This is a genomic window from Agrobacterium sp. rho-8.1, from assembly GCF_033957725.1.
Taxonomy (GTDB): domain Bacteria; phylum Pseudomonadota; class Alphaproteobacteria; order Rhizobiales; family Rhizobiaceae; genus Agrobacterium.
Genome location: NZ_CP192788.1, coordinates 970,396 through 992,262, shown reverse-complemented (window position 1 = coordinate 992,262; position 21,867 = coordinate 970,396). Strand labels below are relative to the sequence as shown.

General features: G+C 56.7%; 24 protein-coding genes. 15 read left to right on the top strand and 9 right to left on the bottom strand.

Annotated elements, in window-relative coordinates; genetic code table 11:
* Positions 1-173: 173 nt before the first annotated feature.
* The 4 genes from purM to RMR21_RS04945 all read left to right on the top strand — a co-directional run bounded on the left by purM (position 174) and on the right by RMR21_RS04945 (position 2,616).
* Positions 174-1,247 carry a phosphoribosylformylglycinamidine cyclo-ligase gene (purM, locus tag RMR21_RS04960; protein WP_498669600.1) on the top strand — a complete coding sequence of 358 codons (1,074 nt, stop codon included), beginning with the start codon at positions 174-176 and terminating at the stop codon, positions 1,245-1,247.
* The gene (gene purN, locus RMR21_RS04955; RefSeq protein WP_498669599.1) at positions 1,244-1,903 is read left to right on the top strand and encodes a phosphoribosylglycinamide formyltransferase; all 660 of its coding nucleotides are present in this window, start codon (positions 1,244-1,246) and stop codon (positions 1,901-1,903) included. Before purM ends, purN begins: the two co-directional genes overlap by 4 nt.
* A gap of 75 nt (positions 1,904-1,978) precedes the next feature.
* Positions 1,979-2,218, top strand: a complete 240-nt coding sequence (locus RMR21_RS04950) for a type II toxin-antitoxin system Phd/YefM family antitoxin (protein WP_498669598.1) — start codon at positions 1,979-1,981, stop codon at positions 2,216-2,218.
* Positions 2,218-2,616, top strand: coding sequence for a type II toxin-antitoxin system VapC family toxin (locus RMR21_RS04945; RefSeq protein WP_498669597.1), 399 nt, complete (start codon positions 2,218-2,220; stop codon positions 2,614-2,616). Before RMR21_RS04950 ends, RMR21_RS04945 begins: the two co-directional genes overlap by 1 nt.
* Before the next feature lie 13 nt (positions 2,617-2,629).
* Here RMR21_RS04945 and RMR21_RS04940 read toward each other — a convergent pair whose 3' ends face one another.
* From RMR21_RS04940 to RMR21_RS04930, 3 genes are read right to left on the bottom strand one after another with little or no spacing between them, the layout of a single operon-like run.
* On the bottom strand, positions 2,630-3,238 hold the full coding sequence (locus RMR21_RS04940; RefSeq protein ID WP_498669596.1) for an NUDIX domain-containing protein: 609 nt from the start codon (positions 3,236-3,238) through the stop codon (positions 2,630-2,632).
* 28 nt (positions 3,239-3,266) lie between these two features.
* Entirely contained in the window at positions 3,267-3,866 is a 600-nt protein-coding gene (locus RMR21_RS04935; RefSeq protein WP_498669595.1) for an NUDIX domain-containing protein, read from the bottom strand.
* Positions 3,867-3,878: 12 nt separating this feature from the next.
* The gene (locus tag RMR21_RS04930; RefSeq protein WP_498669594.1) at positions 3,879-6,077 is read right to left on the bottom strand and encodes a molybdopterin-containing oxidoreductase family protein; all 2,199 of its coding nucleotides are present in this window, start codon (positions 6,075-6,077) and stop codon (positions 3,879-3,881) included.
* A 17-nt stretch (positions 6,078-6,094) separates the two neighbouring features.
* On the opposite strand from RMR21_RS04930, the gene RMR21_RS04925 reads away from it, so the two are divergent.
* Positions 6,095-6,940, top strand: coding sequence for a 23S rRNA (adenine(2030)-N(6))-methyltransferase RlmJ (locus RMR21_RS04925; RefSeq protein ID WP_498669593.1), 846 nt, complete (start codon positions 6,095-6,097; stop codon positions 6,938-6,940).
* Here RMR21_RS04925 and RMR21_RS04920 read toward each other — a convergent pair whose 3' ends face one another.
* Positions 6,941-7,897 carry a lysylphosphatidylglycerol synthase domain-containing protein gene (locus tag RMR21_RS04920; RefSeq protein ID WP_498669592.1) on the bottom strand — a complete coding sequence of 319 codons (957 nt, stop codon included), beginning with the start codon at positions 7,895-7,897 and terminating at the stop codon, positions 6,941-6,943. It abuts the gene before it with no gap.
* A 204-nt stretch (positions 7,898-8,101) separates the two neighbouring features.
* On the opposite strand from RMR21_RS04920, the gene RMR21_RS04915 reads away from it, so the two are divergent.
* Together RMR21_RS04915 and RMR21_RS04910 are read left to right on the top strand one after the other, a co-directional pair.
* Positions 8,102-8,851, top strand: coding sequence for a ribonuclease T2 family protein (locus RMR21_RS04915; protein ID WP_498669591.1), 750 nt, complete (start codon positions 8,102-8,104; stop codon positions 8,849-8,851).
* Between the two features lie 18 nt (positions 8,852-8,869).
* Positions 8,870-9,466 carry a glutathione S-transferase gene (locus RMR21_RS04910; protein ID WP_498669590.1) on the top strand — a complete coding sequence of 199 codons (597 nt, stop codon included), beginning with the start codon at positions 8,870-8,872 and terminating at the stop codon, positions 9,464-9,466.
* A 101-nt stretch (positions 9,467-9,567) separates the two neighbouring features.
* Here the strand turns inward: RMR21_RS04910 and RMR21_RS04905 are convergent, their stop codons facing one another.
* The gene (locus RMR21_RS04905; protein WP_498669589.1) at positions 9,568-10,227 is read right to left on the bottom strand and encodes an outer membrane protein; all 660 of its coding nucleotides are present in this window, start codon (positions 10,225-10,227) and stop codon (positions 9,568-9,570) included.
* A gap of 368 nt (positions 10,228-10,595) precedes the next feature.
* Between RMR21_RS04905 and RMR21_RS04900 the strand changes: the two genes are divergently transcribed.
* The 5 genes from RMR21_RS04900 (at position 10,596) to RMR21_RS04880 (ending at position 14,810) form a co-directional block, all read left to right on the top strand.
* Complete coding sequence (locus RMR21_RS04900) at positions 10,596-11,363, top strand: SDR family oxidoreductase (RefSeq protein ID WP_498669588.1); 768 nt, start codon at positions 10,596-10,598, stop codon at positions 11,361-11,363.
* Positions 11,360-13,402, top strand: a complete 2,043-nt coding sequence (uvrC, locus tag RMR21_RS04895; RefSeq protein WP_498669587.1) for an excinuclease ABC subunit UvrC — start codon at positions 11,360-11,362, stop codon at positions 13,400-13,402. Before RMR21_RS04900 ends, uvrC begins: the two co-directional genes overlap by 4 nt.
* 101 nt (positions 13,403-13,503) lie before the next feature.
* On the top strand, positions 13,504-14,091 hold the full coding sequence (gene pgsA, locus RMR21_RS04890; protein WP_498669586.1) for a CDP-diacylglycerol--glycerol-3-phosphate 3-phosphatidyltransferase: 588 nt from the start codon (positions 13,504-13,506) through the stop codon (positions 14,089-14,091).
* Positions 14,091-14,345 (top strand): molybdopterin converting factor subunit 1, encoded by a 255-nt coding sequence (gene moaD, locus RMR21_RS04885; protein WP_498670076.1) that lies wholly within the window; start codon positions 14,091-14,093, stop codon positions 14,343-14,345. Before pgsA ends, moaD begins: the two co-directional genes overlap by 1 nt.
* Before the next feature lie 3 nt (positions 14,346-14,348).
* Complete coding sequence (locus tag RMR21_RS04880) at positions 14,349-14,810, top strand: molybdenum cofactor biosynthesis protein MoaE (RefSeq protein WP_498669585.1); 462 nt, start codon at positions 14,349-14,351, stop codon at positions 14,808-14,810.
* Here the strand turns inward: RMR21_RS04880 and RMR21_RS04875 are convergent.
* Positions 14,807-15,703 (bottom strand): branched-chain amino acid ABC transporter permease, encoded by an 897-nt coding sequence (locus tag RMR21_RS04875; protein ID WP_498669584.1) that lies wholly within the window; start codon positions 15,701-15,703, stop codon positions 14,807-14,809. The genes RMR21_RS04880 and RMR21_RS04875 overlap by 4 nt on opposite strands.
* A 59-nt stretch (positions 15,704-15,762) precedes the next feature.
* Here RMR21_RS04875 and RMR21_RS04870 point away from each other — a divergent pair, with 59 nt between their 5' ends.
* Together RMR21_RS04870 and RMR21_RS04865 are read left to right on the top strand one after the other, a co-directional pair.
* Positions 15,763-16,314 carry a CGNR zinc finger domain-containing protein gene (locus RMR21_RS04870; protein WP_498669583.1) on the top strand — a complete coding sequence of 184 codons (552 nt, stop codon included), beginning with the start codon at positions 15,763-15,765 and terminating at the stop codon, positions 16,312-16,314.
* Positions 16,311-16,814: a hypothetical protein gene (locus RMR21_RS04865; RefSeq protein WP_498669582.1), complete on the top strand. Its 504-nt coding sequence runs from the start codon at positions 16,311-16,313 to the stop codon at positions 16,812-16,814. Before RMR21_RS04870 ends, RMR21_RS04865 begins: the two co-directional genes overlap by 4 nt.
* Before the next feature lie 128 nt (positions 16,815-16,942).
* Here the strand turns inward: RMR21_RS04865 and ndk are convergent, their stop codons facing one another.
* Positions 16,943-17,365 carry a nucleoside-diphosphate kinase gene (gene ndk, locus RMR21_RS04860; protein ID WP_498669580.1) on the bottom strand — a complete coding sequence of 141 codons (423 nt, stop codon included), beginning with the start codon at positions 17,363-17,365 and terminating at the stop codon, positions 16,943-16,945.
* A gap of 101 nt (positions 17,366-17,466) precedes the next feature.
* Positions 17,467-18,159 (bottom strand): glutathione S-transferase family protein, encoded by a 693-nt coding sequence (locus tag RMR21_RS04855; RefSeq protein ID WP_498669579.1) that lies wholly within the window; start codon positions 18,157-18,159, stop codon positions 17,467-17,469.
* A gap of 205 nt (positions 18,160-18,364) precedes the next feature.
* On the opposite strand from RMR21_RS04855, the gene RMR21_RS04850 reads away from it, so the two are divergent.
* Complete coding sequence (locus RMR21_RS04850; RefSeq protein WP_498670075.1) at positions 18,365-20,248, top strand: ABC-F family ATP-binding cassette domain-containing protein; 1,884 nt, start codon at positions 18,365-18,367, stop codon at positions 20,246-20,248.
* Between the two features lie 13 nt (positions 20,249-20,261).
* Here RMR21_RS04850 and RMR21_RS04845 read toward each other — a convergent pair whose 3' ends face one another.
* The gene (locus RMR21_RS04845; protein WP_498669578.1) at positions 20,262-21,674 is read right to left on the bottom strand and encodes a glycosyltransferase family 2 protein; all 1,413 of its coding nucleotides are present in this window, start codon (positions 21,672-21,674) and stop codon (positions 20,262-20,264) included.
* Positions 21,675-21,867 lie beyond the last annotated feature (193 nt).

Below are 21,867 nucleotides of genomic sequence, written 5' to 3'. Positions count from 1 at the left end.
ACTGGTCAAGTGGGACACCTTTGCCAAATTGGCCAAGGCTGATCTTTCCCGTGACAATAGGACGAAAACATCCAAAAGGCGTGAAAAACATGAGTTTTACAGCGCCCATACTTGCATCGTCACCCGTCTCATGCGAATGGCGACGCCAAACGGAACCAGTGGAGACGACAGCCATGAGCGAGCAAGGCAAGAACGGTCTTACCTACAGCGATGCAGGCGTGGATATCGACGCCGGAAACCTGATGGTCGAAAAGATCAAGCCCGCCGTGCGCTCCACCCGCCGCCCCGGTGCGGATGGTGAAATCGGTGGTTTCGGTGGCCTGTTCGATCTCAAGGCCGCGGGTTTCACCGACCCGGTTCTCGTCGCTGCCAATGACGGCGTCGGCACCAAGCTCAAAATCGCCATCGATGCTGATTACCATGACACCGTCGGTATCGACCTTGTTGCCATGTGCGTCAACGATCTGGTCGTGCAGGGCGCCGAGCCGCTGTTCTTCCTCGACTACTTCGCGACCGGCAAGCTCGACCCGGATCAGGGTGCGGCCATCGTCACCGGCATCGCCGCCGGTTGCCGCGAATCCGGTTGTGCATTGATCGGCGGCGAGACCGCTGAAATGCCCGGCATGTATTCGGATGGAGACTACGATCTCGCCGGATTTGCCGTGGGTGCTGCCGAACGTGGCCAGCTTCTGCCCAAGGGCGACATTGCCGAAGGCGACGTCATTCTCGGCCTCTCGTCATCGGGCGTTCACTCCAATGGCTTCTCGCTGGTGCGCAAGATCGTCGAGCTTTCCGGTCTTGGCTGGGATGCGCCGGCCCCATTCGCAGACGGCAAGAAGCTGGGAGAAGCTCTGCTGACACCAACCCGCATTTACGTGAAGCCGCTCTTGAAGGCCATTCGCGAAACCGGCGCTTTGAAGGCGCTGGCGCACATCACCGGCGGCGGTTTCCCGGAAAACATTCCACGCGTTCTGCCGAAGCATCTGGCTGCTGAAATCGATCTTGAAACCATCGAGGTTCCCACCGTCTTCTCATGGCTTGCCAAGACCGGCGGCGTCGTACAGAGCGAAATGCTGCGAACCTTCAACTGTGGCGTCGGCATGATCGTCGTCGTTGCGGCTGAGAACGCACAACAGGTAACGGACGCCCTGACAGCCGAAGGCGAAACCGTCTTCGCGCTCGGCCGCATGGTCGCTCGCGCGGAAGATGGGCACGGCACGATCTACAAGGGCACGCTCGGACTATGAGCGCCACCCCTGCCCGCAGCAAAGTCGTCGTTTTCATCTCCGGCAGCGGCTCCAACATGATGGCGCTGGCAAACGCTTGTCAGGCACAGGATTTCCCCGCTGAGATCGCCTGCGTGATCTCCGACAAGGCGACCGCAGGCGGGCTTGCGAAGGCTCAAACGCTGGGCATTCCCACGCTGGTCTTCGAGCGCAAGACCTATGCGAGCAAGGCTGAACACGAAGCATCCATTCTGGCGGCGCTGAGCGAGATCGCCCCTGACATCATCTGTCTCGCCGGCTACATGCGCCTCATCTCCGGGGATTTCATCGCACCCTATGCCGGTCGCATCATCAACATCCACCCCTCTCTCCTGCCCCTCTTCCCTGGCCTGCATACCCACGAACGCGCCATCGAAAGCGGCATGAAAATCACCGGCTGCACGGTGCATTTCGTCACCGAAGGCATGGACGAAGGCCCGGTCATCGGCCAGGCGGCGGTGCCTGTCCTTGCAGACGATGACGCAGACGCCCTCGCCGCACGTGTTCTGACCGTGGAACACCAACTCTATCCTTTGGCACTCAAGCTGCTTGCAGAGGGCAAAGTGCGGATGGACGGCGGCAAAGCGCATCGTAGTGAAGATGCCTGTGACGTGGGGCAACAGCTTATTTCGGCCTGAATACCGACAACTTGGCCAACCGCTTGACCAAGCACTCTAACGTTTGTACTTTTAGGTTCGGTTGGAGTGAAAGCCATGACGCTTACGGTTAAAGTCGGTGAAGCCAAAACACATCTTTCGGAGCTCCTCGCGAAAGTCGAAGCCGGTGAAGACGTTATCATTGCGCGTGGCAACGAGCCTGTTGCGCGGCTTGTGAAAGCGACCGATATGCGAGAGCGCCGTCTACTTCTCGGTGCTTTGAAGGCAGAGAGATCACAGAGGCAAATCGTTGCTGCCGAGGAAATCAACACCTGGAAAAACGAAGGCAGACGTTAATGCCGTTCGTCGTCGATGCCTCCATTGTCGCCGCTTGGTTCCTGCCAGATGAGTCGAGCGAGATTGCAGACAGAGCGCTGGAAATGCTCGAAACAGACGACGCCATCGCGCCCGATCTCCTGTCTCACGAATTGCGGAACATCCTCATTTCCGCGGAAAAACGAAAACGTATCGATCAGGACGCGGTTTTCTCGATCCTTTTGCGCTTTACCAGCCTGCCTCTGACTCTTGTTAGCGGTAGCGATCATATTACCATCATGCGTCTGGCTAAAAAGTATTCGCTGTCCGCCTATGACGCGGCTTATTTGGCGCTCGCGGTCTCACGCGCAATTCCACTGGCCACGAGTGATAAAAAACTGGCAAACGCTGCGGCTTCCGAACATGTCGCGTTCGACTGACTTGCCGTGAGGGTCACAAACGCTCGCGGTTCAGCATCGCCCATTGCAACAAGATGATCGTCTTCGCATCCGTGATGTCACCGGTTGCGATCATTTCGAATGCCTGGTCCAGTCCGATCGACATGACCTCGATGTCCTCGCCCTCTGTTGCGAGCCCACCGCCGAGACCGGCTTTTTCTTCCAGATCGACCCGCGCGTAAAACAGGGCGACCTTTTCCGTCAACGTGCCGGGGCTTGCATAGGTCTCGAAAAGATAGTGCACGTCTTTCACCGCATAACCGGTCTCTTCCATCGCCTCGCGGCGGATGGCTTCGTCCGGCTGGTCGTCATCGATCAGGCCTGCGGGCACTTCGAGCATGAAACTCGGATCACCGTTGACGAAGGCGGCGGGGCGAAATTGGCGGACCAGAACAACGGCATTTTTCGAAGGATCGAATAACAGGATCGCGGCAGCGCTGCCATGGTCGTGCACTTCACGGTCGATGCGGATCACCCGGCCATCCGGCATCCGCTGATCAAACACCAGTGTCTGGAGGTGGACGAAACGTTTCCAGACGGTCTCCTTCGAGACAAGCTTGACCCTGTCATCGTCGCGCTTCGTCGCCGATGTCTCTGTTGCCATTTCGTCCACACCAAACTCCATCCGTCTTTTATGATCGCGTCAGGGCTGCACGGTTGAGCGCTGCCCATTGCAACAGCATGATGGTTTTGCCATCGCAGATATCGCCGTCCTCGATCATTTTCATAGCGTCAGCCAAGGGGATCACGACGACCTCGATGTCCTCGTCCTCATGGGCAGCACCGCCACCCTCCTCCACCCGATCGGACGCATCGACGATCGCGGCGAAGAAATGCAGAACTTCCGTGACAGATCCCGGCGACATGAAGGACTTGAACAGGAACCGCGTGTCGCGCAGCTTGTAGCCGGTTTCCTCCATCACCTCCCGGGCAATGGCATCTGCCGGGTTGTCGCCATCCAGCAAACCTGCGGGCGTTTCCAGCAGCCAGCCATGATAGCCGTTCACATAGGTCGGCACTCTGAACTGACGAACCAGAATGACGCTGTCGATTTTCGGATCGTAGAGCAGAATGGTCGCGCCGTTGCCGCGGTCATAGGCTTCGCGCTTGAGCGTTTTCGTCTCGCCCCTGGAATTGGTGTAATTGTAGGTGATGTTGCGAAGGTGATACCAGTTTTTTGAAAGCGTCTCGTCTTTAAGAATTTCAATCGTTGCATTGCCGAATTTCTGCATTCCGTCTTCCTGTCAAAATGTCTTAAGCCAAACCTTGTTGTCGTGAAAAGCCGCGCCGCCATAGGGCGCTACGGCATCACCACCGGTCAGCACATTGATGCCCTCGCCATCCAGATGCGCCTTGTTGGGCCACAGTCCTTCAGCAATCAGCACGCCTGGCTTTGCACCCTCAACGATCTTCGCGTGAATGCGCACCTGCCCGCGTCCATTGCCGATCTGCACGATATCGCCATCCGCTATGTTCAAGCGTGCGGCATCGGTGGGACAGATCATCAGTTCAGGGCGACCTTCCTTCTGAACGGACGTCTTCGTCTCGGCAAAGGTCGAGTTCAGGAAGTTGCGGGCGGGCGATGTCGCCAGACGGAACGGATGCTCGGCATCGGCCACTTCGATAACATCCACCTGATCGGGAAATGCCGGTAGTTCGGCAACCGGCCCCATGACCGGCACGTTCTTCGGTGGCTTGTTGGGTGACGGACCGTTCTCCCAATCCGGGCTGAAGCGGAATTTGCCGTCTGGATATCCAAAGCCTTCGAGATAATGTGCGACGTCGAAGGACGGCTGTGCGTCGATCCATTTTTCTTCAGCGAGACTATCGAAATCACCCCATCCACCCGGGCCGAGAATACCATCGATATGCTCACGCTCCGTCAGTCCAAAACCCGGCATGTCAGACACACCGAGGCGCTTGGCCAGTTCTTCGATCACGAAGAGGTTGGTGCGAACGGTGTCGGGCGGCTCCACCAGTTTCGGTCCTAAAAGAATATGGTTCTGGCCCCCGGCACGGTAAATGTCATCATGCTCCAGGAACATGGTGGCGGGCAGCACGATATCGGCCATTTCAGCCGTCTCGGTCATAAACTGCTCATGCACGGCAACGAAGAGATCGTCGCGCAGGAAGCCCTGCTTCACCAGCCGCTGTTCTGGGCACACATTGACCGGATTGGTGTTCTGGATCAGCAGTGCTGTTACAGGTCCGCCATATCGCAGCGCCTCGGCATCGCCGGTCAGAACACGGCCTATCTGGGATTGGTCGAGCTGGCGCACATTGGGGTCAGCATAGGCGGTGCCCATCAGTTCGGCCTTGTTCAGCCGGAAGATGTCGCCATTGTTGTGGAACGCACCACCGCCCTCATATTGCCAGGAGCCGAGCACGGTAGTGATAGACAGCGCCGCATGCATCGCAACCGCACCGTTGCGCTGGCGGGCGAAACCGTAGCCCAGACGGAAGAAGCTTTTCTGCGTGGTGCCGACGAGCTTTGCAAAAGCCTCGATTTCCTCGACTGAAAGCCCGGTGATATCGGCGGCCCATTGCGGCGTTCTGGATACGAGATGCGCTTCTAGCCCGGCAGGATCATCCGCGAATTTCGCCATATAGGCGCGGTCGGCGTAGCCATCGCGAAAGGCGATGTGCATGACGGCGCAGGCCAACGCGGCATCCGTTCCGGGCCGCACGATCAGCTTCATATCCGCCTGTTTCATCGTCGGATTGTCGTAGATATCGACGACCACGATCTTGGCACCGCGCTCCTTGCGGGCTCTGATCGCATGGGTCATGACGTTGACCTGCGTGGCCACCGCATTGGTGCCCCAGATGACGACGACATCGGCCTTCGCCATCTCGCGCGGGTCGGGACCGCGCAGCGCGCCGGTGCCCATCACGTAACCTGTCCAGGCCATGTTGGTGCAGATCGAGCCAAAGAAGCCGGAATATTTCCTGGCGTGGCGCAGCCGCTCTATGCTGTCGCGCTGCACCTGCCCCATGGTTCCGGCATAAAAATACGGCCAGATGGCTTCCGCACCATGCTTTGCTTCCGCCTTGACGAAAGCATTGGCGATCTCATCCAGCGCATCGTCCCAATTGGTCTCCTGCCACTCGCCCGCCCCTTTGGCACCTTTGCGGCGCTTGGGCGTCAGCAACCTGTCGGGATGATAGATACGCTCGGAATAGCGCGCCACCTTGGCGCAGATGACGCCGGCCGTGTAGGTGTTGGAATTGGCACCCCGCACGCGGCCGATACGACCATCCGTGGTGATGTCAACCTCCAGTGCGCAGGCACTTGGACAGTCATGGGGGCAAACGGTGTGTCCGATGCTGAGAGCACCAGTCACGGCTTTGGCGGAAATCGGGGTCGCATCATTCATCGCTTTTGTATATTGCAAAGATAATGCGGCCAAAAGGGCCAAGTGACGACCATCAAGAATATTCATAAAAGGCATCGGCGCGCATGAACTATCGGCACATCTACCACGCTGGCAATTTTGCCGATGTCCTCAAGCATGCGGTCATGGCGCGGCTCGTGCGCTACCTGCAAAACAAGGACAAGGCCTTTCGCGTTCTGGATACCCATGCGGGCACAGGCCTCTATGACCTGTCGTCCGAGGAAGCGCAGAAGACCGGTGAATGGCAGACCGGCATCGGGAAGGTGCTGGAGGCGGATTTGTCGCCAGCGGTGGCGGAACTGCTGGAGCCTTACCTGACGGCGGTGAAAGACCTCAATCCAGACGGCGGCTTGCAATACTACCCCGGCTCGCCAAAGCTCGCACGCATGCTGTTTCGTCCGCAGGACCGGCTGTCGGCCATGGAACTGCACCCGGATGATTTCCGAGCCCTGTCACGCCTTTTCGAAAGCGATTATCAGGCACGCGTGACGGAGTTGGACGGCTGGCTTTCATTGGGTGCGCATCTGCCACCAAAGGAAAAGCGCGGCCTCGTGCTGGTCGATCCACCATTCGAGAAAGAAAATGAATACGAGCGGATGGCTGAAGGCTTTCACAAGGCCTATCGCCGCTTTTCAACCGGCACCTATTGCCTTTGGTATCCCCTGAAGAAGGGCGCTCCGATCAAGGACTTCCACGAGCTTCTGCAATCCTACGACATTCCGAAAATGCTTTGTGCGGAACTGTCGGTTCGCAGTGACCGGCTGGAAGGCCTCAGCGGCTCCGGTCTCATTATCGTCAATCCACCCTTCACGCTGAAGGATGAGCTGCACACGCTCATGCCGGTTCTGAAAACCATCATGGCGCAGGATCGGTATGCGTCGCAGCGCGCGTTCTGGCTGCGCGGAGAATAGCTACTTCTGCTCCGCGCACCGCTCTTTTCGTTCTGCCACGGCCAGTTGTGACCTCTCGAAAAAGAGAATGATGAACAGGCCGAAGATGAAGGGAATGATCAGGTAAAAAAGGCGGAAGACCAGAAGTGCCGCAATAACGTCTGCCGGGTTCATATCCGGCAGTCCGGTGACGAAGACCAGTTCCAGAACGCCGAGCCCGCCCGGGGCATGGGAAATCAGTGCGGCTGAGAATGACACCAGGAAGATGCCCAGGATAATCATGAAGCCGGGGTTTCCCGCCTCCGGCAGGGCGAAATAGATGATACCCGCAGCGCCCAGCAATTCGATCGGACCGATGACCAGTTGCTGGATGACGAGGCGCGGCACCGGGTAAAACAGAGTGAAGGCGCCGATCTTTAACGGCCTCAGCTTCATCAGACTGCCGATAACGTACAATCCGACGATGGCAAGCAGGATAAAGCCTGTCGTTCTTGATGCTTCCACCGGTAGGATATCGACGAAGCGCTCGGTAATGTCGGGCTCATAAACCAGCACGAGGCCGATCAGCATGATGGTGCCGATGGCGAAGGTGAAGGAGCAGAGAGCGACGAGAACGCCGATTTCCGCGACGCTCAGGCCCTTCGAGGTATAGGCCCTATATCTGACGACTGCGCCGGAGAAGACCGATGCCCCGACATTGTGTGATAGCGCATAGGTGGTGAACGACGTCAGCGTGATGAAGACCCAACCGACCTTGCGCTTGAGATGTTGAAGCGCGATTCGGTCGTATCCGGCCAAGGCGGCATAGGCGACGAGCGTACACAGACCGGACATGAGCCAGTGGTGCGGATCGATCGCGACCAGACTGCCCCAGACATCATCGAGCGAAAGATGTCGCAATTCCTTGTATAGCAGCCATATGGAAAAACCGATGGTTGCCACGCCGACGAGGGGCCAGATGTATTTCTTCCATTTCATACGGACATGCCCGGGTATTCTCCTCTTCCGTCAGCGTGGCGACTGACGGATTCGCAAAGCTTAGTCGTTATTCAAGCATTGTGACAACTAAGACTGTGGCCCTGTTTGATTTTTCGAAGGCCTGTTTGCCATACGGGCGAGATGGTATAAAACCCCATATATATCAAGACTTCGTCATTGCCGCGTGGAAAGACAGTTGGCCCGATGAAACAATATGCCGGTTTTATCGCGTTGGCTGCACTCTCGCTTGCTGCGGCAGGCTGGATGACGTTTGGCCAACCCTCTCAAAACGAGCCCTCTCAAAACGCAACGGCACCTCAGGAAACCGAACGAACAGAACCGGCGACGGCTTCTCCCGCAAACGCTGTCCCTCGCGCGCAAGGCTCAGGTTTCGATTTTTATGTCCTGGCGCTGTCATGGTCACCAGCATTTTGCGCCAGCGACGCAGGCCGCAACAGCCGTCAGCAATGTGGTACGGATCGCAAGCATGGCTTTATCGTCCATGGTCTGTGGCCACAAAACGAGTCCGGTTATCCAGAATTTTGTGGCAAGGACCGCAATGAGCGTGTCCCGGATGCACTCGGTCGCGCGATGTTCGACATCATGCCGTCGATGGGTCTCATCGGGCATCAGTGGCGCAAGCATGGAACATGCAGCGGGCTGTCACAGTCCGATTATCTGGACACCATCCGCGCCGCCTATCAGCGCGTCACCCTGCCGAAAGATATCGCGTCAGGAGCGGCCCCGCGAACGCTTTCTGCAGATGCCATCGAAGGTGCGTTCATCTCGGTCAATCCCGCCATGACGAAGCAAGGCATAGCCATCAGTTGTGATGGGCCGAAGCTGGAAGAGGTGCGCATCTGCATGAACAAAGATCTCAGCTTTCGGACCTGCCCGCAGGTCGACCGCAGAGGTTGCCAGTCCAAGGCCGCTGACATCATTCCCATCCGTTAAACTCCAAAGGTAGATATTATGGAATTGCTTTACTCGCCCGCCTCCCCCTACTCCGCAAAAGTTCGTATGGCCGCGCGCCATCTGGACCTCGACGTCAAGGCCATCCGCGTCGATACAAATGCCGAACCGGCATCGCTGATGGAGAACAACCCTCTCGGTAAAATTCCCGTTCTGCTTCTGGACGATGGCGGCTCGGTTTATGACAGCGTTGCCATCATGCATTATCTCGACAGGCTTTCTGGCCATGCGCTTTACCCGAAGAAGGATCAGAAGCGCACGGAAGCGGAAATACTGGAAGCATTGTGTGATGGAATCACGGACTGCCTTCTGGCCATCGTCTATGAACGCCGCTCCCGTCCCGAAGATAAAGTTCACCAGCCATGGATCGACAAGCAATGGTCCAAGGTCGTCAGAGGGCTCGATTATCTGAACGCCAACCTGCCAAAGACGGAAAAGAAGCTGCATGGCGGCCACTTCGCACTCGCAGCCCTGATCGGCTATCTGGAGCTTCGGTTTGCAGGCGAGTGGGCTGATGGTCGCAAGACGCTCGCGGACTGGCCCGAAACATTCGGCAAACGCTTCAAGGACTATGCCGAGATGAAAGCTTCAGCGTAACAGGTCAATCCGGACACGCGGCGAAAGCCGCGTTTCTCTTGACAACAGACAAAAAAAGCCGGGGCGAAGCCCCAGCTTTTCTGATTCAATCCGTTAAAGGATTAGAACTTTACGCCGATACCAGCCTTGACGCTGTGATCGTCGAAGCCGCGTGAAACGGTTCCAGAGTCAAGCGAGAAGTCCTTGTCCTGGTAATCGCTGTAACGGTATTCGACGCGGGCGGTGATGTTGTTGGTCACCATGGCTTCTACGCCGGCACCGACTGTGTAACCGAGTGCTGTGGCGTTGTCGCTGGATGTCGAGTTGCTGACCTTGTTGTCAGAAATCGCGAGACCACCTGTGCCGTACAGCAGGAACGGGTTCATATCGTAACCGACGCGGGCACGAATGGAGCCGTTGACGCCCTGCTTGCCATCAAGCGATTCGCCGAAGTTACCTGTACCGGCGGAGCCCTTTTCGTCACCGAGGTTGACGTCGGCTTCTGCACCGTAGACCAGCTGGCCGCTCTGCCAGTTGTAACCACCGTAGAGGCCGCCGCCGAAGCCGTCGGCGTCACGATCGCCGCCGTTGCCGGTGAAACGACCCCAGTCGTAGTTACCAGTCGCACCGAGATACGCGCCAGACCAGTTGCTGATCGGTGCTGGCTGCTCGTAAGCGACAGGTGCCTGCGGCACTTCGTTTACAGCGTCGGCTGCCTTCGCTGCAGAAAATGCTGCAGCTGCCATTGTGGTCGCCAGTAGTGTTGCAACGATAGTACGCATGCTATTCTCCTTTTCAAACCCGCGGGGTGCTCAAACACTTGTTCCCAAACGCGGTGTAAAACAGTTGGTTCCCTGCCCGTCTGACAATCAAAATGATGGGTGATTGAGGAGATCACACAGCCAAAATGTGAATTGATTGGGGCAGCGTCGTGACGGAAATTGGACGTTGCTAAAATGACACAAAAATCTATTAAGGATAACGAGGCGTTAACTGAAGAACAGTCAAACTTTACATGTATTTAAATGAAATTACTTCGACTGCATCGTCAGGGCTTAAATCTGTATAATGAGAGCCTGCTCTGGGCAAACTTGGATTTTTCGCTTTATATCGGGCGCTAAAACCGATGTCAGCAATGTGCAGGTCAGCCTTGAACGAGAATATACCCAAAACTGTCTTGATCACCGGCGCCGCCCGACGCATGGGCCGCGCGATAGCGGAATATCTTGCTGCCGAGGGCTTTGCGGTTGCTCTGCACGCTCGCTCCTCAATGGAAGAAGCTGAGACTTTCGCTAACACAATACGGCAAAATGGTGGAAAAGCGGCTGTTGTCCAGGCCGACCTCGAAAATACCGAGTCGACAGAAAAATTGATGGAAAGCGCACATTCAGCGCTCGGACCCATCGGAATTCTGGTCAATAACGCATCCGTGTTCCGTCACGACAGCCTGGAAGATTTCGATTCTGCGGCATTCGACGCGCATTTTGCGGTCCATGTCCGCGCTCCGTCAATTTTGGGCGCGGCTCTGGTCAAGCAACTGCCTGAGAACGCGTCGGGCCTGATCGTCAATGTCATCGATCAGCGTGTGCTCAAACTTACCCCGCGTTTCTATTCCTATACCTTATCGAAATCCGCCATGTGGACGGCGACGAAAACCATGGCGCAGAGCCTTGCGCCGCGGGTGCGGGTCAACGCCATCGGCCCCGGCCCTTCCTTCCAAAGTGAAAGACAAGCGCCTGAGGACTTTCAGGCGCAGATCGACGCCCTTATATTAAAGCGTGGGCCGACCCCGGACGAATTCGGGCGGACCGTTCGCTTTCTATACGATACCCCGTCGATGACCGGCCAAATGATCGCACTCGATGGTGGCCAGCACCTGGGCTGGGAAACCCCTGATGTGGCGGAGATAACTGAATGAACGGAAAGAAGCTGCCGGATGGCGGTGTTCTCTTCGATGATAACGACGATGACGATGACGACGTAACCTCCTCCACCTCTGTCGTGGCGGCGGATGGCGTTGTCGTGCCCGTGGACTGGAATGCCGGCTGGCAGAACGAATCCGGTCTCAAGGGCATGGAGTTGATCGCCGAATTCGTCAAACACCTGCCCAACAATCCCGGCGTCTACCGTATGTTCAACGAAGCGGGCGACGTGATGTATGTGGGCAAGGCGCGCTCGCTGAAAAAGCGCGTCGGTAATTACGCGCAGGGACGTTTCCACTCCAACCGCATCGGCCAGATGGTGCGGCTGACGACCCATATGGAATTCGTGACGACCCGCACGGAAATTGAAGCGCTGTTGCTGGAAGCGAATCTGATCAAGCGCTTGCGTCCACGCTTTAATGTTCTGCTTCGTGACGACAAGTCCTTCCCCTACATAATGATCACGGCAGACAACCGCGCTCCCGCCATTTTCAAGCACCGTGGCGCGAGAGCGCGCAAGGGTGATTATTTTGGTCCTTTCGCTTCGGCTGGCGCTGTCGGCCGCACGATCAATTCGCTGCAACGGGCCTTTCTCATTCGAACCTGCACCGACAGTGTTTTTGAAAGCCGCACCCGTCCCTGTCTTCTTCACCAGATCAAACGCTGTTCGGCGCCCTGTACCCATGAGATCAGCGACGAAGGCTATGCGGAACTGGTGACCGAGGCGAAGGACTTTCTTTCCGGCAAGAGCCAGAGCGTCAAGGCGACGATTGCAGCCCAGATGAATGAGGCTTCTGACGACCTCGATTTCGAGCGCGCGGCCGTCTACCGCGACCGGCTGGCGGCGCTCTCGCACGTGCAGAGCCATCAGGGCATCAACCCCGCGGGGATCGAAGAAGCGGATGTCTTCGCCATTCACCACGAGGGCGGCATCTCCTGTATTCAGGTGTTCTTTTTCCGCACCGGGCAGAACTGGGGCAACCGTGCCTATTTCCCCAAGGCTGACCCATCGCTTCCCGGCTCCGAGATCCTTTCCGCTTTTCTGGCGCAATTCTACGACGACAAGCCGGTGCCAAAACAAATTCTGCTGTCCGAAGTGGTGGAGGAGCAGGAGTTGCTTGCCGCCGCGCTCGCAGAAAAGGCAAACCACAAAGTCAGCATCTCGGTGCCGCAGCGCGGAGAGAAGAAGGATGTCGTTGACCATGTTCTGGGCAATGCGCGTGAAGCCCATGGCCGCAAGCTCGCGGAAACATCGTCACAGGCCAGACTGCTGAAGGGTTTTGCCGAAACCTTCGCCCTGCCCTATGTGCCCCGCCGCATCGAGATCTACGACAACTCGCATATGATGGGCACCAATGCCGTCGGCGGCATGGTGGTCGCCGGTCCCGATGGTTTCACCAAGAGCCACTATCGCAAGTTCAACATCAAATCGACGGATATCACTCCCGGCGATGACTTCGGCATGATGCGCGAAGTCATGACGCGCCGCTTTTCGCGCCTGTTGAAGGAAGATGGCAGGCCAGACCGCAGCCAGACCGTCTCGCCGGAAGATGCCGCCGACACACCGTTTCCCGCGTGGCCAGACGTTATCCTCATCGATGGTGGCCAAGGGCAGATGACGGCGGTGCGGACCATATTGGACGAACTCGGCATCCGCGATTGCGTTATCGCCATCGGCGTGGCCAAGGGCGTGGATCGCGATGCAGGCCGCGAACGCTTCTTTACCGATAGCCGCAGCGACTTCTCCTTGCCGCCGCGCGACCCTGTCCTTTATTTCGTCCAGCGCCTGCGGGATGAGGCACACCGTTTCGCCATCGGCTCGCACCGCGCGCGTCGCAAGAAGGAATTGATCAAAAACCCGCTGGATGAAATCAGCGGGATCGGCCCCGGCCGCAAACGGGCGTTGCTGCAACATTTCGGCACCGCAAAGGCCGTGTCTCGCGCGGCCTTGAGTGACCTCATGGTGGTCGCTGGAATTTCAGAAGCCGTTGCCAGACAGGTTTACAATCACTTCCATGAGAGCGGCAAAGACTGACGCGATGCTTTCGGGCTGCACCCGCAAAAAAACACAATGAGGTGTTGACGCTTACGTACTAGGGCTGCAACAACGCATTGACATCGAATGACAGGTTCCCAATGGCTTCGCGCACCTACAATATCCCGAATCTTCTGACCTACGCCCGTATTCTTGCGGTACCGGTCATCGTGTTGTGCTTCTACATCGAAGGGAAGCTCGAAAGTTCGGATTTCGCGCGCTGGACCGCACTCTGGCTTTTCATTATCGCCTCGCTGACGGACTTCCTGGACGGTTATCTTGCCCGCATCTGGAACCAGACGTCGAACATAGGGCGCATGCTGGACCCCATCGCAGACAAGCTGCTGATCGCCTCGATCCTGCTGTTGCTGGCCGCGGATGGCACTATTGCTGGCTGGTCTCTCTGGGCAGCGATTACCATTCTTTGCCGCGAAATTCTGGTGTCGGGCTTGCGCGAATATCTCGCTGCCCTGAAAGTCTCGGTTCCGGTCACACAGATCGCAAAGTGGAAGACCACCATCCAGATGGTCGCCATCGCGTTTCTTCTGGCCGGTCCGGCGGGCGACAAGGTGATTCCTTACACGACCGAAATGGGCATCGGCCTGCTGTGGATCGCAGCGGCGCTGACGATCTACACCGGCTATGATTATTTCAAAGCAGGCCTCAAGCACATCGTGGACGAAGAATGATGGTTCGCATCGTCTACTTCGCCTGGGTCAGAGAGCGGATCGGCAAGTCGGAAGAGGATATCGATCTCCCCGCAAACGTGACAACCGCGCGGGAATTGATCAGCTATCTCACGACGCTTGGAGACGAATATGAAGCTGCGTTCGAATTTCCGGACGTGATCCGCGTTGCGGTCGATCAGGAACACATCGATCACGGTGAGAGCATCCTCGGTGCACGCGAAATCGGCATCTTCCCACCGATGACCGGCGGCTGATCATTGGGAAGCCAGCCGACCATTCGCGTACAGGCGCAGGATTTTGATGCCGCAGTCGAAGCGCGGCTTCTGACTGAAGCGAACACGTCCATCGGTGCCATCGTCACCTTCACCGGCCTTTGCCGTGATGACGGCGGCACGCTATCCGCCCTCGAACTGGAGCACTATCCCGGCATGGCCGAGGCAGAAATGCATCGTATCGCCAAACTCGCCATTGAACGTTTCCAGCTTCTCGGCCTCACCGCCATCCACCGCTACGGCAAAATCGCCACCGGCGAAAACATCGTCCTCGTGATCGCCGCCTCCCGCCACCGGCAGGCAGCTTTCGACGGTGCGAATTTCGTGATGGACTACCTGAAGACCGCTGCACCGTTCTGGAAGAAAGAACATGGCAAGGACGGCGTGGCTGGTGAGTGGATATCGGCCAAGGATGCTGACGAAAGCGCCAAGGATAAGTGGCGTTAGGGCGTTTCGCGCTCGCCTCGCGTCACAATGAGCCATAGAACCAGCATCGCAAGAACTGCCGCATCCCGCCAAGCGACGGGACCGTAAGCGGCCCAGAATGTCTCGCCGAAGCCAATAGCGGCGGCGCCTGCAGCGCATTTGAGCGGGCTGGTATATCCACCGGCCGCGGAAATCAGCACCACTTTCAGGCCGAACACCAGCCCCGCGCCAAAGTCCATATTGCCATAGTAGAACGTTGCCAACACCCCGCAAATGGAGGCAAAGAGCGCTGCCACACCATATGAAACCAAAAAAATGCGCGCGGAATTGATGCCGAGCAGAGACGCGGCAGATGCGTCCTCGGACACGGCTTTCCAGTATAGCCCCATACTGGACTTTCTCAGAAACACATATCCTCCGACGACCATTGTCAGAAAGACAGCAGAGTTGATGATTTGCATCGGGGTGGTGGTCACGGCAAAATCGGCGCTTTGCCAGACATAAATCGGATCATTCAGAAAAGGCGGCAGCCAAAGGGAGCGTGTGTTTGCGGCAAGCCTTGCGCTTTCCATCAGGGCAATCAAAGCGCCGATGGACGCAACCGTAACGGCATTGGGGGAAGCTGCGGCCAGCGGTCGCATGACGGCCCGGCCGATGAAGATGCCAGCCCAAAGCCCTCCCATCAGGCCCGCCGCCGCCCCAAGCGCCAAAGTTGCCGGCAGAATGAGCCAGAGTTGGTTCCAACCAAAATCAGCAAACAAGAGACTGGTCAGTCCGGCGAACGCGAAGATGGCACCGAAGGTCACGTCGGCGCGCTTGGTGATGCAGAACGCGATCGCATAACCAAAGGCAAGAGCAGCGTAGAGTGCGGCCACAGGCACTGCATTGATAAACTGCTGAAGAAAATAAGCCATACGAACCCCCAGCTGTTTTTATAACTGGTAAAATTGATTTTGCTAGTTATATTTGTGATATGAACTTCAGCTGGACACCCCATCGTTTTGTCGGAGGAGCCTTGGCGCTCGATGTCGCCAACAGCGTCATTCTGCGTCTTGCACCAGAAAAATCAGTGGACCGCTTTGCGGACACTGAGCAAGTGGCGAGCTTCTGTGCGGCGGCTGTTCTGCTGTCGGCAGAGCGCGAGACATGGCCTGCACTCGTGCCACCCCTGCCCGAAGACAGGCGTTCGCTGATTGATCTGCGCGAAGCGACTGATCGGTATTTCCGCCGGTTGATAGAAGCGGGGATGGATGACGATCATCTTCTGGCAGACCTTCTCATGGCGTCTGCCACATCGCTCAGAACCGCGCGAACCAAACAGTGCCTTCAGGCGGCAACGGCCCGTTCCGTGCTGACCCTTTTGGCAGGGCCCGACCGACAGCGATTACGGATCTGCGGGAACTGTGGCTGGCTTTTCATCGATCGAAGCAAGAACCGCAGCCGTATCTGGTGCGATATGGCTATCTGCGGAAACCGTCAGAAAGCGGCCAAGCACTACAGGCGAAAAAAGGAGACGGTTTCATGAAGGGGCTCGTCACTCTCATCACCGCCGCTCTCCTGCTAGCGGCCTGCCAACGTGAAGAGCAGCGGGAAGTGGTCAGCGTGTCCGGCCGCATGTTCGTCTTCAATTATCGTGTGGCCACGGCGACCTATCTGGTGACGCTGCAGCCAACGTCCCCCATCAAGGACGGAAGCACCATCGAGGCCAGCTTCGAAAACCCCCGTGGTGGAGAGGCTTTTGCCGTGACGGAAAGGCTGTTTCCCAAGAGCCTGAAAATCGTGCTGCAAAGCCCGCCGGTTGAATGCGTGAAAGAAGGCCGTCCCTATACCGTTACGATACGCATTCGAGCGCCGGATGGTCATGTCATGCAAGCCATAGACACCAGTGTCACGTCGGATACCGATCAGTCTCTGCTGCCCGCAAAACCTTTGGTCGTTGGCCCACTCTACACGCCAAACCCGGATGTGTTCAAAGCCGATGGGACGACAGATATGGCACCTGTTCAAGGATGTCCGGCACATTGATCATGGCTTTGCGCCTTAGCCGACGCATGGGCACAAAAAAACGGAGCCTATCGGCCCCGTTTTCCAATTCATTTCATCACCTTAAAGCGCTGGCCTCATAAAATGAGTCCGCCTCTTCGAAAACTGAATCAACCGACGATTTCGGTTTCTGCGAACCAGTAGGCGATTTCCTGAGCAGCGGTTTCAGGAGCATCGGAACCGTGAACGGAGTTTTCGCCGATCGACAGGGCGAAGCTCTTGCGGATCGTGCCTTCGTCTGCGTTTGCAGGGTTGGTCGCACCCATGATTTCGCGGTTCTTGAGGATGGCGTTTTCGCCTTCCAGAACCTGAACGATGGTCGGTCCGGATGTCATGCCGTCAACCAGTTCGCCGAAGAAAGGACGTTCCTTGTGAACGGCGTAGAAGCCTTCCGCTTCGCGCTTGCTCATCCAGACGCGCTTGGATGCGATGACGCGCAGGCCGTTGTCTTCGAATACCTTGGTGATGGCACCCGTGAGGTTACGCTTGGTTGCGTCCGGCTTGATCATCGAAAATGTGCGTTCAATCGCCATGTGTCCGTATCCTTATTCTTGAAGAAAGTGGGCGGTGTTTACCCGCCCGAAGACCTGAAAACAAGGGGTATGGCCGGATTTGGCAACGCGCTTGTCACATTTCACGCGGCTGTCACACTCCGCCCGCGTGCGCCATGCAGATCGAGGCAGCGATCGAACCAGTCGCGGACAGGATCGTTTTGACCGAAAAGGTCGATGCCGGAGGCGATGCGCACCCATTGCAGTGCACCGAAAACGATATAGTCAGCAAACAGTGGATTTTCCCCGCCGATAAAAGGCTGAAAGGCGAGCATACGGCGGATGGGCTCCAGCTTTGCCGGAAATGCAGCGATCTCGGCATCACGATTGGCTGCTACCTCTTCGAGCGTGCGTCCGAACAGCTTGGTGCGGCTGTCGCGGAAATAGGTCCTGTCCTGCTCGTCCAGGATGTCGTGGATATCCACAATAGCAAATTTCGTGATGGCGGAATGCAGCGTGGTCTGTGACCAGCTTTCCACGAAGCGAGCCAGCGACTTGCCACCCTCGCCATTGAACAGGGATGGAGCGTCCGGATAGGCATCATCCAGATAAAGCGCGATCTCGAAGCTATCCTTTACAAGCCGGTCGCCGTCACGGAGGATCGGCACTGTTTTCGAAAAGCCGTTCTCCACGCCCGGAATGGCCGTGAACGCCAAAGGGCGCTCTTCGAAATCCAATCCCTTATGCGCCAGCGAAAGAACCGTTTTCCAGCAATGGGGAGAAAACGGGCGGCTGTTGTCACTGCCGCATAGCGAATAGAGGGTTCTGGAGGTCATGGTCGGTCCTTTCGAAGCGTCTGAATGAGGCCATACAAACAGGCGCTCCCGGTTTAATCAAATAACGAAAACTGATGGGACGCATCAACGCGACGCCGGGCTTGGCCCCTCCTGCCCGGTGAGGGAAATGGATCAGCGCATAAACGGTGGAAACTGTGGCTTTCGCGCTCTTGCGTTCACAACTGAGTTCGGCCAAAACGGCGCCATGATTACCATCTCAGACGTTTCCGCCCGTATTGCCGGGCGCCTCCTCCTCGATCACGCCAGCGTGTCGCTTCCAGCGGGCACGAAGGCGGGCCTCGTGGGCCGCAATGGCGCGGGCAAATCCACCCTTTTTCGCATCATCACCGGCGACCTTGGCGCCGAAACCGGCGAGGTCTTCATTCCCAAGAATGCCCGCATGGGACAGGTCGCGCAGGAAGCACCAGCGACGGAAGAAAGCCTGATCGACATCGTGCTGGCCGCCGACAAGGAACGCGCGGCCCTGATGCTGGAATCAGAGACGGCGACCGATCCGGGCCGCATTGCGGATATCCAGATGCGCCTTGTCGATATTGACGCGCATTCCGCCGAAGCGCGTGCCTCAAGCATTCTCGCGGGTCTCGGCTTCGATCAGGACGCCCAGTTCCGCCCGGCCTCGTCCTTTTCGGGCGGTTGGCGCATGCGCGTGGCACTGGCGTCCGTTCTGTTCGCAGAACCGGACCTGCTACTGCTGGATGAGCCGACCAACTATCTCGACCTTGAAGGCACCTTGTGGCTGGAAGATTATATCCGCCGTTATCCCTACACCGTCATCATCATCAGCCATGACCGCGATCTCTTGAACAACGCCGTCAACGCAATCGTCCATCTGGATCAGAAGAAGCTGACCTTCTATCGCGGCGGATACGATCAGTTCGAGCGTCAGAAGGCCGAGGCCGACGAATTGCAGACCAAGGCGAAGGTCAAGAACGATGCGGCCCGCAAGCATTTGCAGAGCTTCATCGATCGCTTCAAGGCAAAAGCCTCCAAAGCCAAGCAGGCGCAGAGCCGCGTGAAAGCACTGGAACGCATGGGCACGGTCTCGTCGGTCATCGAAGACCACGTTCAGCCGATTACCTTCCCGGAGCCGGAAAAGCAGCCCGCCTCGCCCATCGTCGCCATCAACGGCGGCGCGGTTGGTTACGAGCCGGGAAAGCCCATCCTCAAGGGTTTGAACCTGCGTATCGATAATGATGACCGCATCGCGTTGCTGGGTTCGAACGGTAACGGCAAATCGACCTTCGCCAAGTTCATCTCCGGCCGTCTTGCGCCGGAAACGGGTGATTTGCGCTTGGCACCATCGCTGAAGATCGGCTTCTTCGCCCAGCATCAGCTGGATGATCTCGTGCCGGAAGACAATCCGGTCGAGCATGTGCGCAAGCTGATGCCGCAGGCACCGGAAGCCAAGGTCCGTGCCCGCGTGGCACAGATGGGTCTGGCGACTGAAAAAATGTCAACGCCCGCCAAGGATCTGTCGGGTGGCGAAAAGGCGCGTCTGTTGATGGGTCTGGCTGCGTTCCACGCACCGAACCTGCTCATCCTCGACGAGCCGACAAACCATCTGGACATCGACAGCCGCCGTGCCTTGATCGAGGCTCTGAACGATTACAACGGCGCCGTGATCCTCATCTCGCATGACCGCCACTTGATCGAAGCAACCGTTGACCGGCTCTGGCTCGTCAACAATGGTACGGTGACGACCTTCGAAGGCGATATGGATGAATATCGCGACCTCATTGTCTCCTCGGGTAAAAAAAAAGACGAAAAAATTGAAGTTGTCCTAGACGGTGCTTCAAAGGCGGACCAGCGCAAGGCGAATGCTGAAAAGCGCGCCTCGCTCGCTCCGCTCAAGAAAAAGATCAACGATATCGAGTCTTTGACGGCAAAGCTTGAGAAGCTGATTCAGACGCTCGACAAGGAGCTTGGAGATGCGAGCCTTTACGAAAAGGCTCCTGCCAAGGCCGCGCTGAAAGTCAAGGAACGCGGAGAAGCCGCAGCCAAACTCTCCGAGGCGGAGGAGCAGTGGCTGCTGCTTTCCAGTGAATATGAAGAGACAATGGCGGGTTGAATCCGCCACGGTGTCAGGAGCCAGGCATTTCGATCCGTCCAGAGCGGCGAAGAATACCCCATTCGACCCGTCCCCCCGACACATACCGGTAGAGCGCCTTCAAGGTGGAATAGTAAAGGATCTGCCTGAACATGAAACGTTGGCTGACGTAATACAGGAACGGAAACCTGTCCTGCCGGTAATCCAGCTTATAAGCGATCAGCCCATAGGCTATTTCAATGATCATATGCACTGCCATACAAAAAAACACGAAGTGAAAAACCGGGGCTCCCTCACCGATGCCAGTCAGCAACTGGAACAAGAATGTCGCCAGTGACGCCAGCGCCACAAAGTCCACGATCGGAGAGACAAGCGCGGCGAGCACTTGAAACAGCCATACCTGCGGTATGGCGATCAATGCGATACCCGCTGAGAACCGGTCTCGACGGATTGACGTGTGCTTCAAAAGGCACTGAAGCGTTCCATATGACCAGCGCAATCGCTGCTTGATGAAGTCGCGAACGGTGTCAGGCGCTTCCGTCCAGGCTATCGCAGAGGGCTCATACAAGGCTTTCCAGCCCATACGTTGAAGAAGGATCGTCAAATCCTGGTCTTCAGCGATCGTGTCTTCCGGAAAGCCGCCGGCATCCAATATTGCCTGCCTGCGCCAAGCTCCGACAGCACCGGACACGACCATCATTGCGCCCAGGGAGGAAAGGGCTATCCGCTCCATATTCTGCGACGTCACATATTCCACCGACTGCCAACTGGTGAGAATATTATGCCGATTGCCGACCTTCACGTTACCCGCAACAACCCCGACGGAGGGATCGCCGAAATGCTGAAGCAATCGAACCACGGTTTCCGGTTCGAAATGCGTGTCTGCGTCGAGCGCTATGATGATGTCGCTCGTGGCCAGACGCATGCCATGGTTCAGCGCCGCCGCCTTGCCGGCGTTGGGTTGGGTAACAAGTGTCACGCGCTCGTCGTGGCCGAAGCTCTCAAGCACGCGCGAGGCTGTTCCATCCGACGAGCCATCATCGATCACGATAATGTCCGGCAGAATGTGCCTGCTTTCAAGAAGCCTCGTTATCGTACCGACAATCACTTTTTCTTCATTGTGGCACGGGATGATGACGCTGATCATCTCTTGATTCTGATCATCCCAGACTCTGCCCGCGGGCGGGCTCCCCGCCTTTTCGGAAACGGCTCGTAGGCGTATTCCCAATGCCGCTAGAACGAGTATTCGACCCAATCCTAACGCCATCATAATGATTAAGAACCATCGTAAAATTTTTTCAAAATATGATATTTTTAGATTATCATCAACTGAGTTTGAATACGAAACCGTTACACCTAACAACAGAGAATAAGAAACCAAACAAAAAAACAACAAAAAGTAAAGAAGGAGGGTGGATTTCTCCACCCTCTGAATTTTTATATTCATAGTTGTAAGTCCTATCTTAATAAAAATTTTTTCTTAAAAAATTTATCCGTATAATTCGCACGATCTCTAAAATATTTACTGTGTGCGTATTCTCTAAAATTAGTCTATGCTTCAAGTGACGGCAGAAAATTACCGTCACTTCGATTTATATCAAAAGGAGAATAATATCAAGTAAGCTCTTTTAAGTTGTATT

What these genes read in the sequence shown, in the direction of transcription:
- RMR21_RS04935 (WP_498669595.1), bottom strand. Translation starts at nt 3,866, where the DNA reads ATGCAGAAATTCGGCAATGCAACGATTGAAATTCTTAAAGACGAGACG.
- RMR21_RS04845 (WP_498669578.1), bottom strand. Translation starts at nt 21,674, where the DNA reads ATGAATATAAAAATTCAGAGGGTGGAGAAATCCACCCTCCTTCTTTAC.
- RMR21_RS04920 (WP_498669592.1), bottom strand. Translation starts at nt 7,897, where the DNA reads ATGAAATGGAAGAAATACATCTGGCCCCTCGTCGGCGTGGCAACCATC.
- RMR21_RS04925 (WP_498669593.1), top strand. Translation starts at nt 6,095, where the DNA reads ATGAACTATCGGCACATCTACCACGCTGGCAATTTTGCCGATGTCCTC.
- RMR21_RS04915 (WP_498669591.1), top strand. Translation starts at nt 8,102, where the DNA reads ATGAAACAATATGCCGGTTTTATCGCGTTGGCTGCACTCTCGCTTGCT.
- RMR21_RS04945 (WP_498669597.1), top strand. Translation starts at nt 2,218, where the DNA reads ATGCCGTTCGTCGTCGATGCCTCCATTGTCGCCGCTTGGTTCCTGCCA.
- RMR21_RS04855 (WP_498669579.1), bottom strand. Translation starts at nt 18,159, where the DNA reads ATGACCTCCAGAACCCTCTATTCGCTATGCGGCAGTGACAACAGCCGC.
- RMR21_RS04875 (WP_498669584.1), bottom strand. Translation starts at nt 15,703, where the DNA reads ATGGCTTATTTTCTTCAGCAGTTTATCAATGCAGTGCCTGTGGCCGCA.
- RMR21_RS04850 (WP_498670075.1), top strand. Translation starts at nt 18,365, where the DNA reads ATGATTACCATCTCAGACGTTTCCGCCCGTATTGCCGGGCGCCTCCTC.
- ndk (WP_498669580.1), bottom strand. Translation starts at nt 17,365, where the DNA reads ATGGCGATTGAACGCACATTTTCGATGATCAAGCCGGACGCAACCAAG.
- RMR21_RS04905 (WP_498669589.1), bottom strand. Translation starts at nt 10,227, where the DNA reads ATGCGTACTATCGTTGCAACACTACTGGCGACCACAATGGCAGCTGCA.
- purM (WP_498669600.1), top strand. Translation starts at nt 174, where the DNA reads ATGAGCGAGCAAGGCAAGAACGGTCTTACCTACAGCGATGCAGGCGTG.
- RMR21_RS04910 (WP_498669590.1), top strand. Translation starts at nt 8,870, where the DNA reads ATGGAATTGCTTTACTCGCCCGCCTCCCCCTACTCCGCAAAAGTTCGT.
- RMR21_RS04950 (WP_498669598.1), top strand. Translation starts at nt 1,979, where the DNA reads ATGACGCTTACGGTTAAAGTCGGTGAAGCCAAAACACATCTTTCGGAG.
- RMR21_RS04940 (WP_498669596.1), bottom strand. Translation starts at nt 3,238, where the DNA reads ATGGCAACAGAGACATCGGCGACGAAGCGCGACGATGACAGGGTCAAG.
- RMR21_RS04870 (WP_498669583.1), top strand. Translation starts at nt 15,763, where the DNA reads ATGAACTTCAGCTGGACACCCCATCGTTTTGTCGGAGGAGCCTTGGCG.
- purN (WP_498669599.1), top strand. Translation starts at nt 1,244, where the DNA reads ATGAGCGCCACCCCTGCCCGCAGCAAAGTCGTCGTTTTCATCTCCGGC.
- uvrC (WP_498669587.1), top strand. Translation starts at nt 11,360, where the DNA reads ATGAACGGAAAGAAGCTGCCGGATGGCGGTGTTCTCTTCGATGATAAC.
- moaD (WP_498670076.1), top strand. Translation starts at nt 14,091, where the DNA reads ATGGTTCGCATCGTCTACTTCGCCTGGGTCAGAGAGCGGATCGGCAAG.
- RMR21_RS04930 (WP_498669594.1), bottom strand. Translation starts at nt 6,077, where the DNA reads ATGAATATTCTTGATGGTCGTCACTTGGCCCTTTTGGCCGCATTATCT.
- pgsA (WP_498669586.1), top strand. Translation starts at nt 13,504, where the DNA reads ATGGCTTCGCGCACCTACAATATCCCGAATCTTCTGACCTACGCCCGT.
- RMR21_RS04865 (WP_498669582.1), top strand. Translation starts at nt 16,311, where the DNA reads ATGAAGGGGCTCGTCACTCTCATCACCGCCGCTCTCCTGCTAGCGGCC.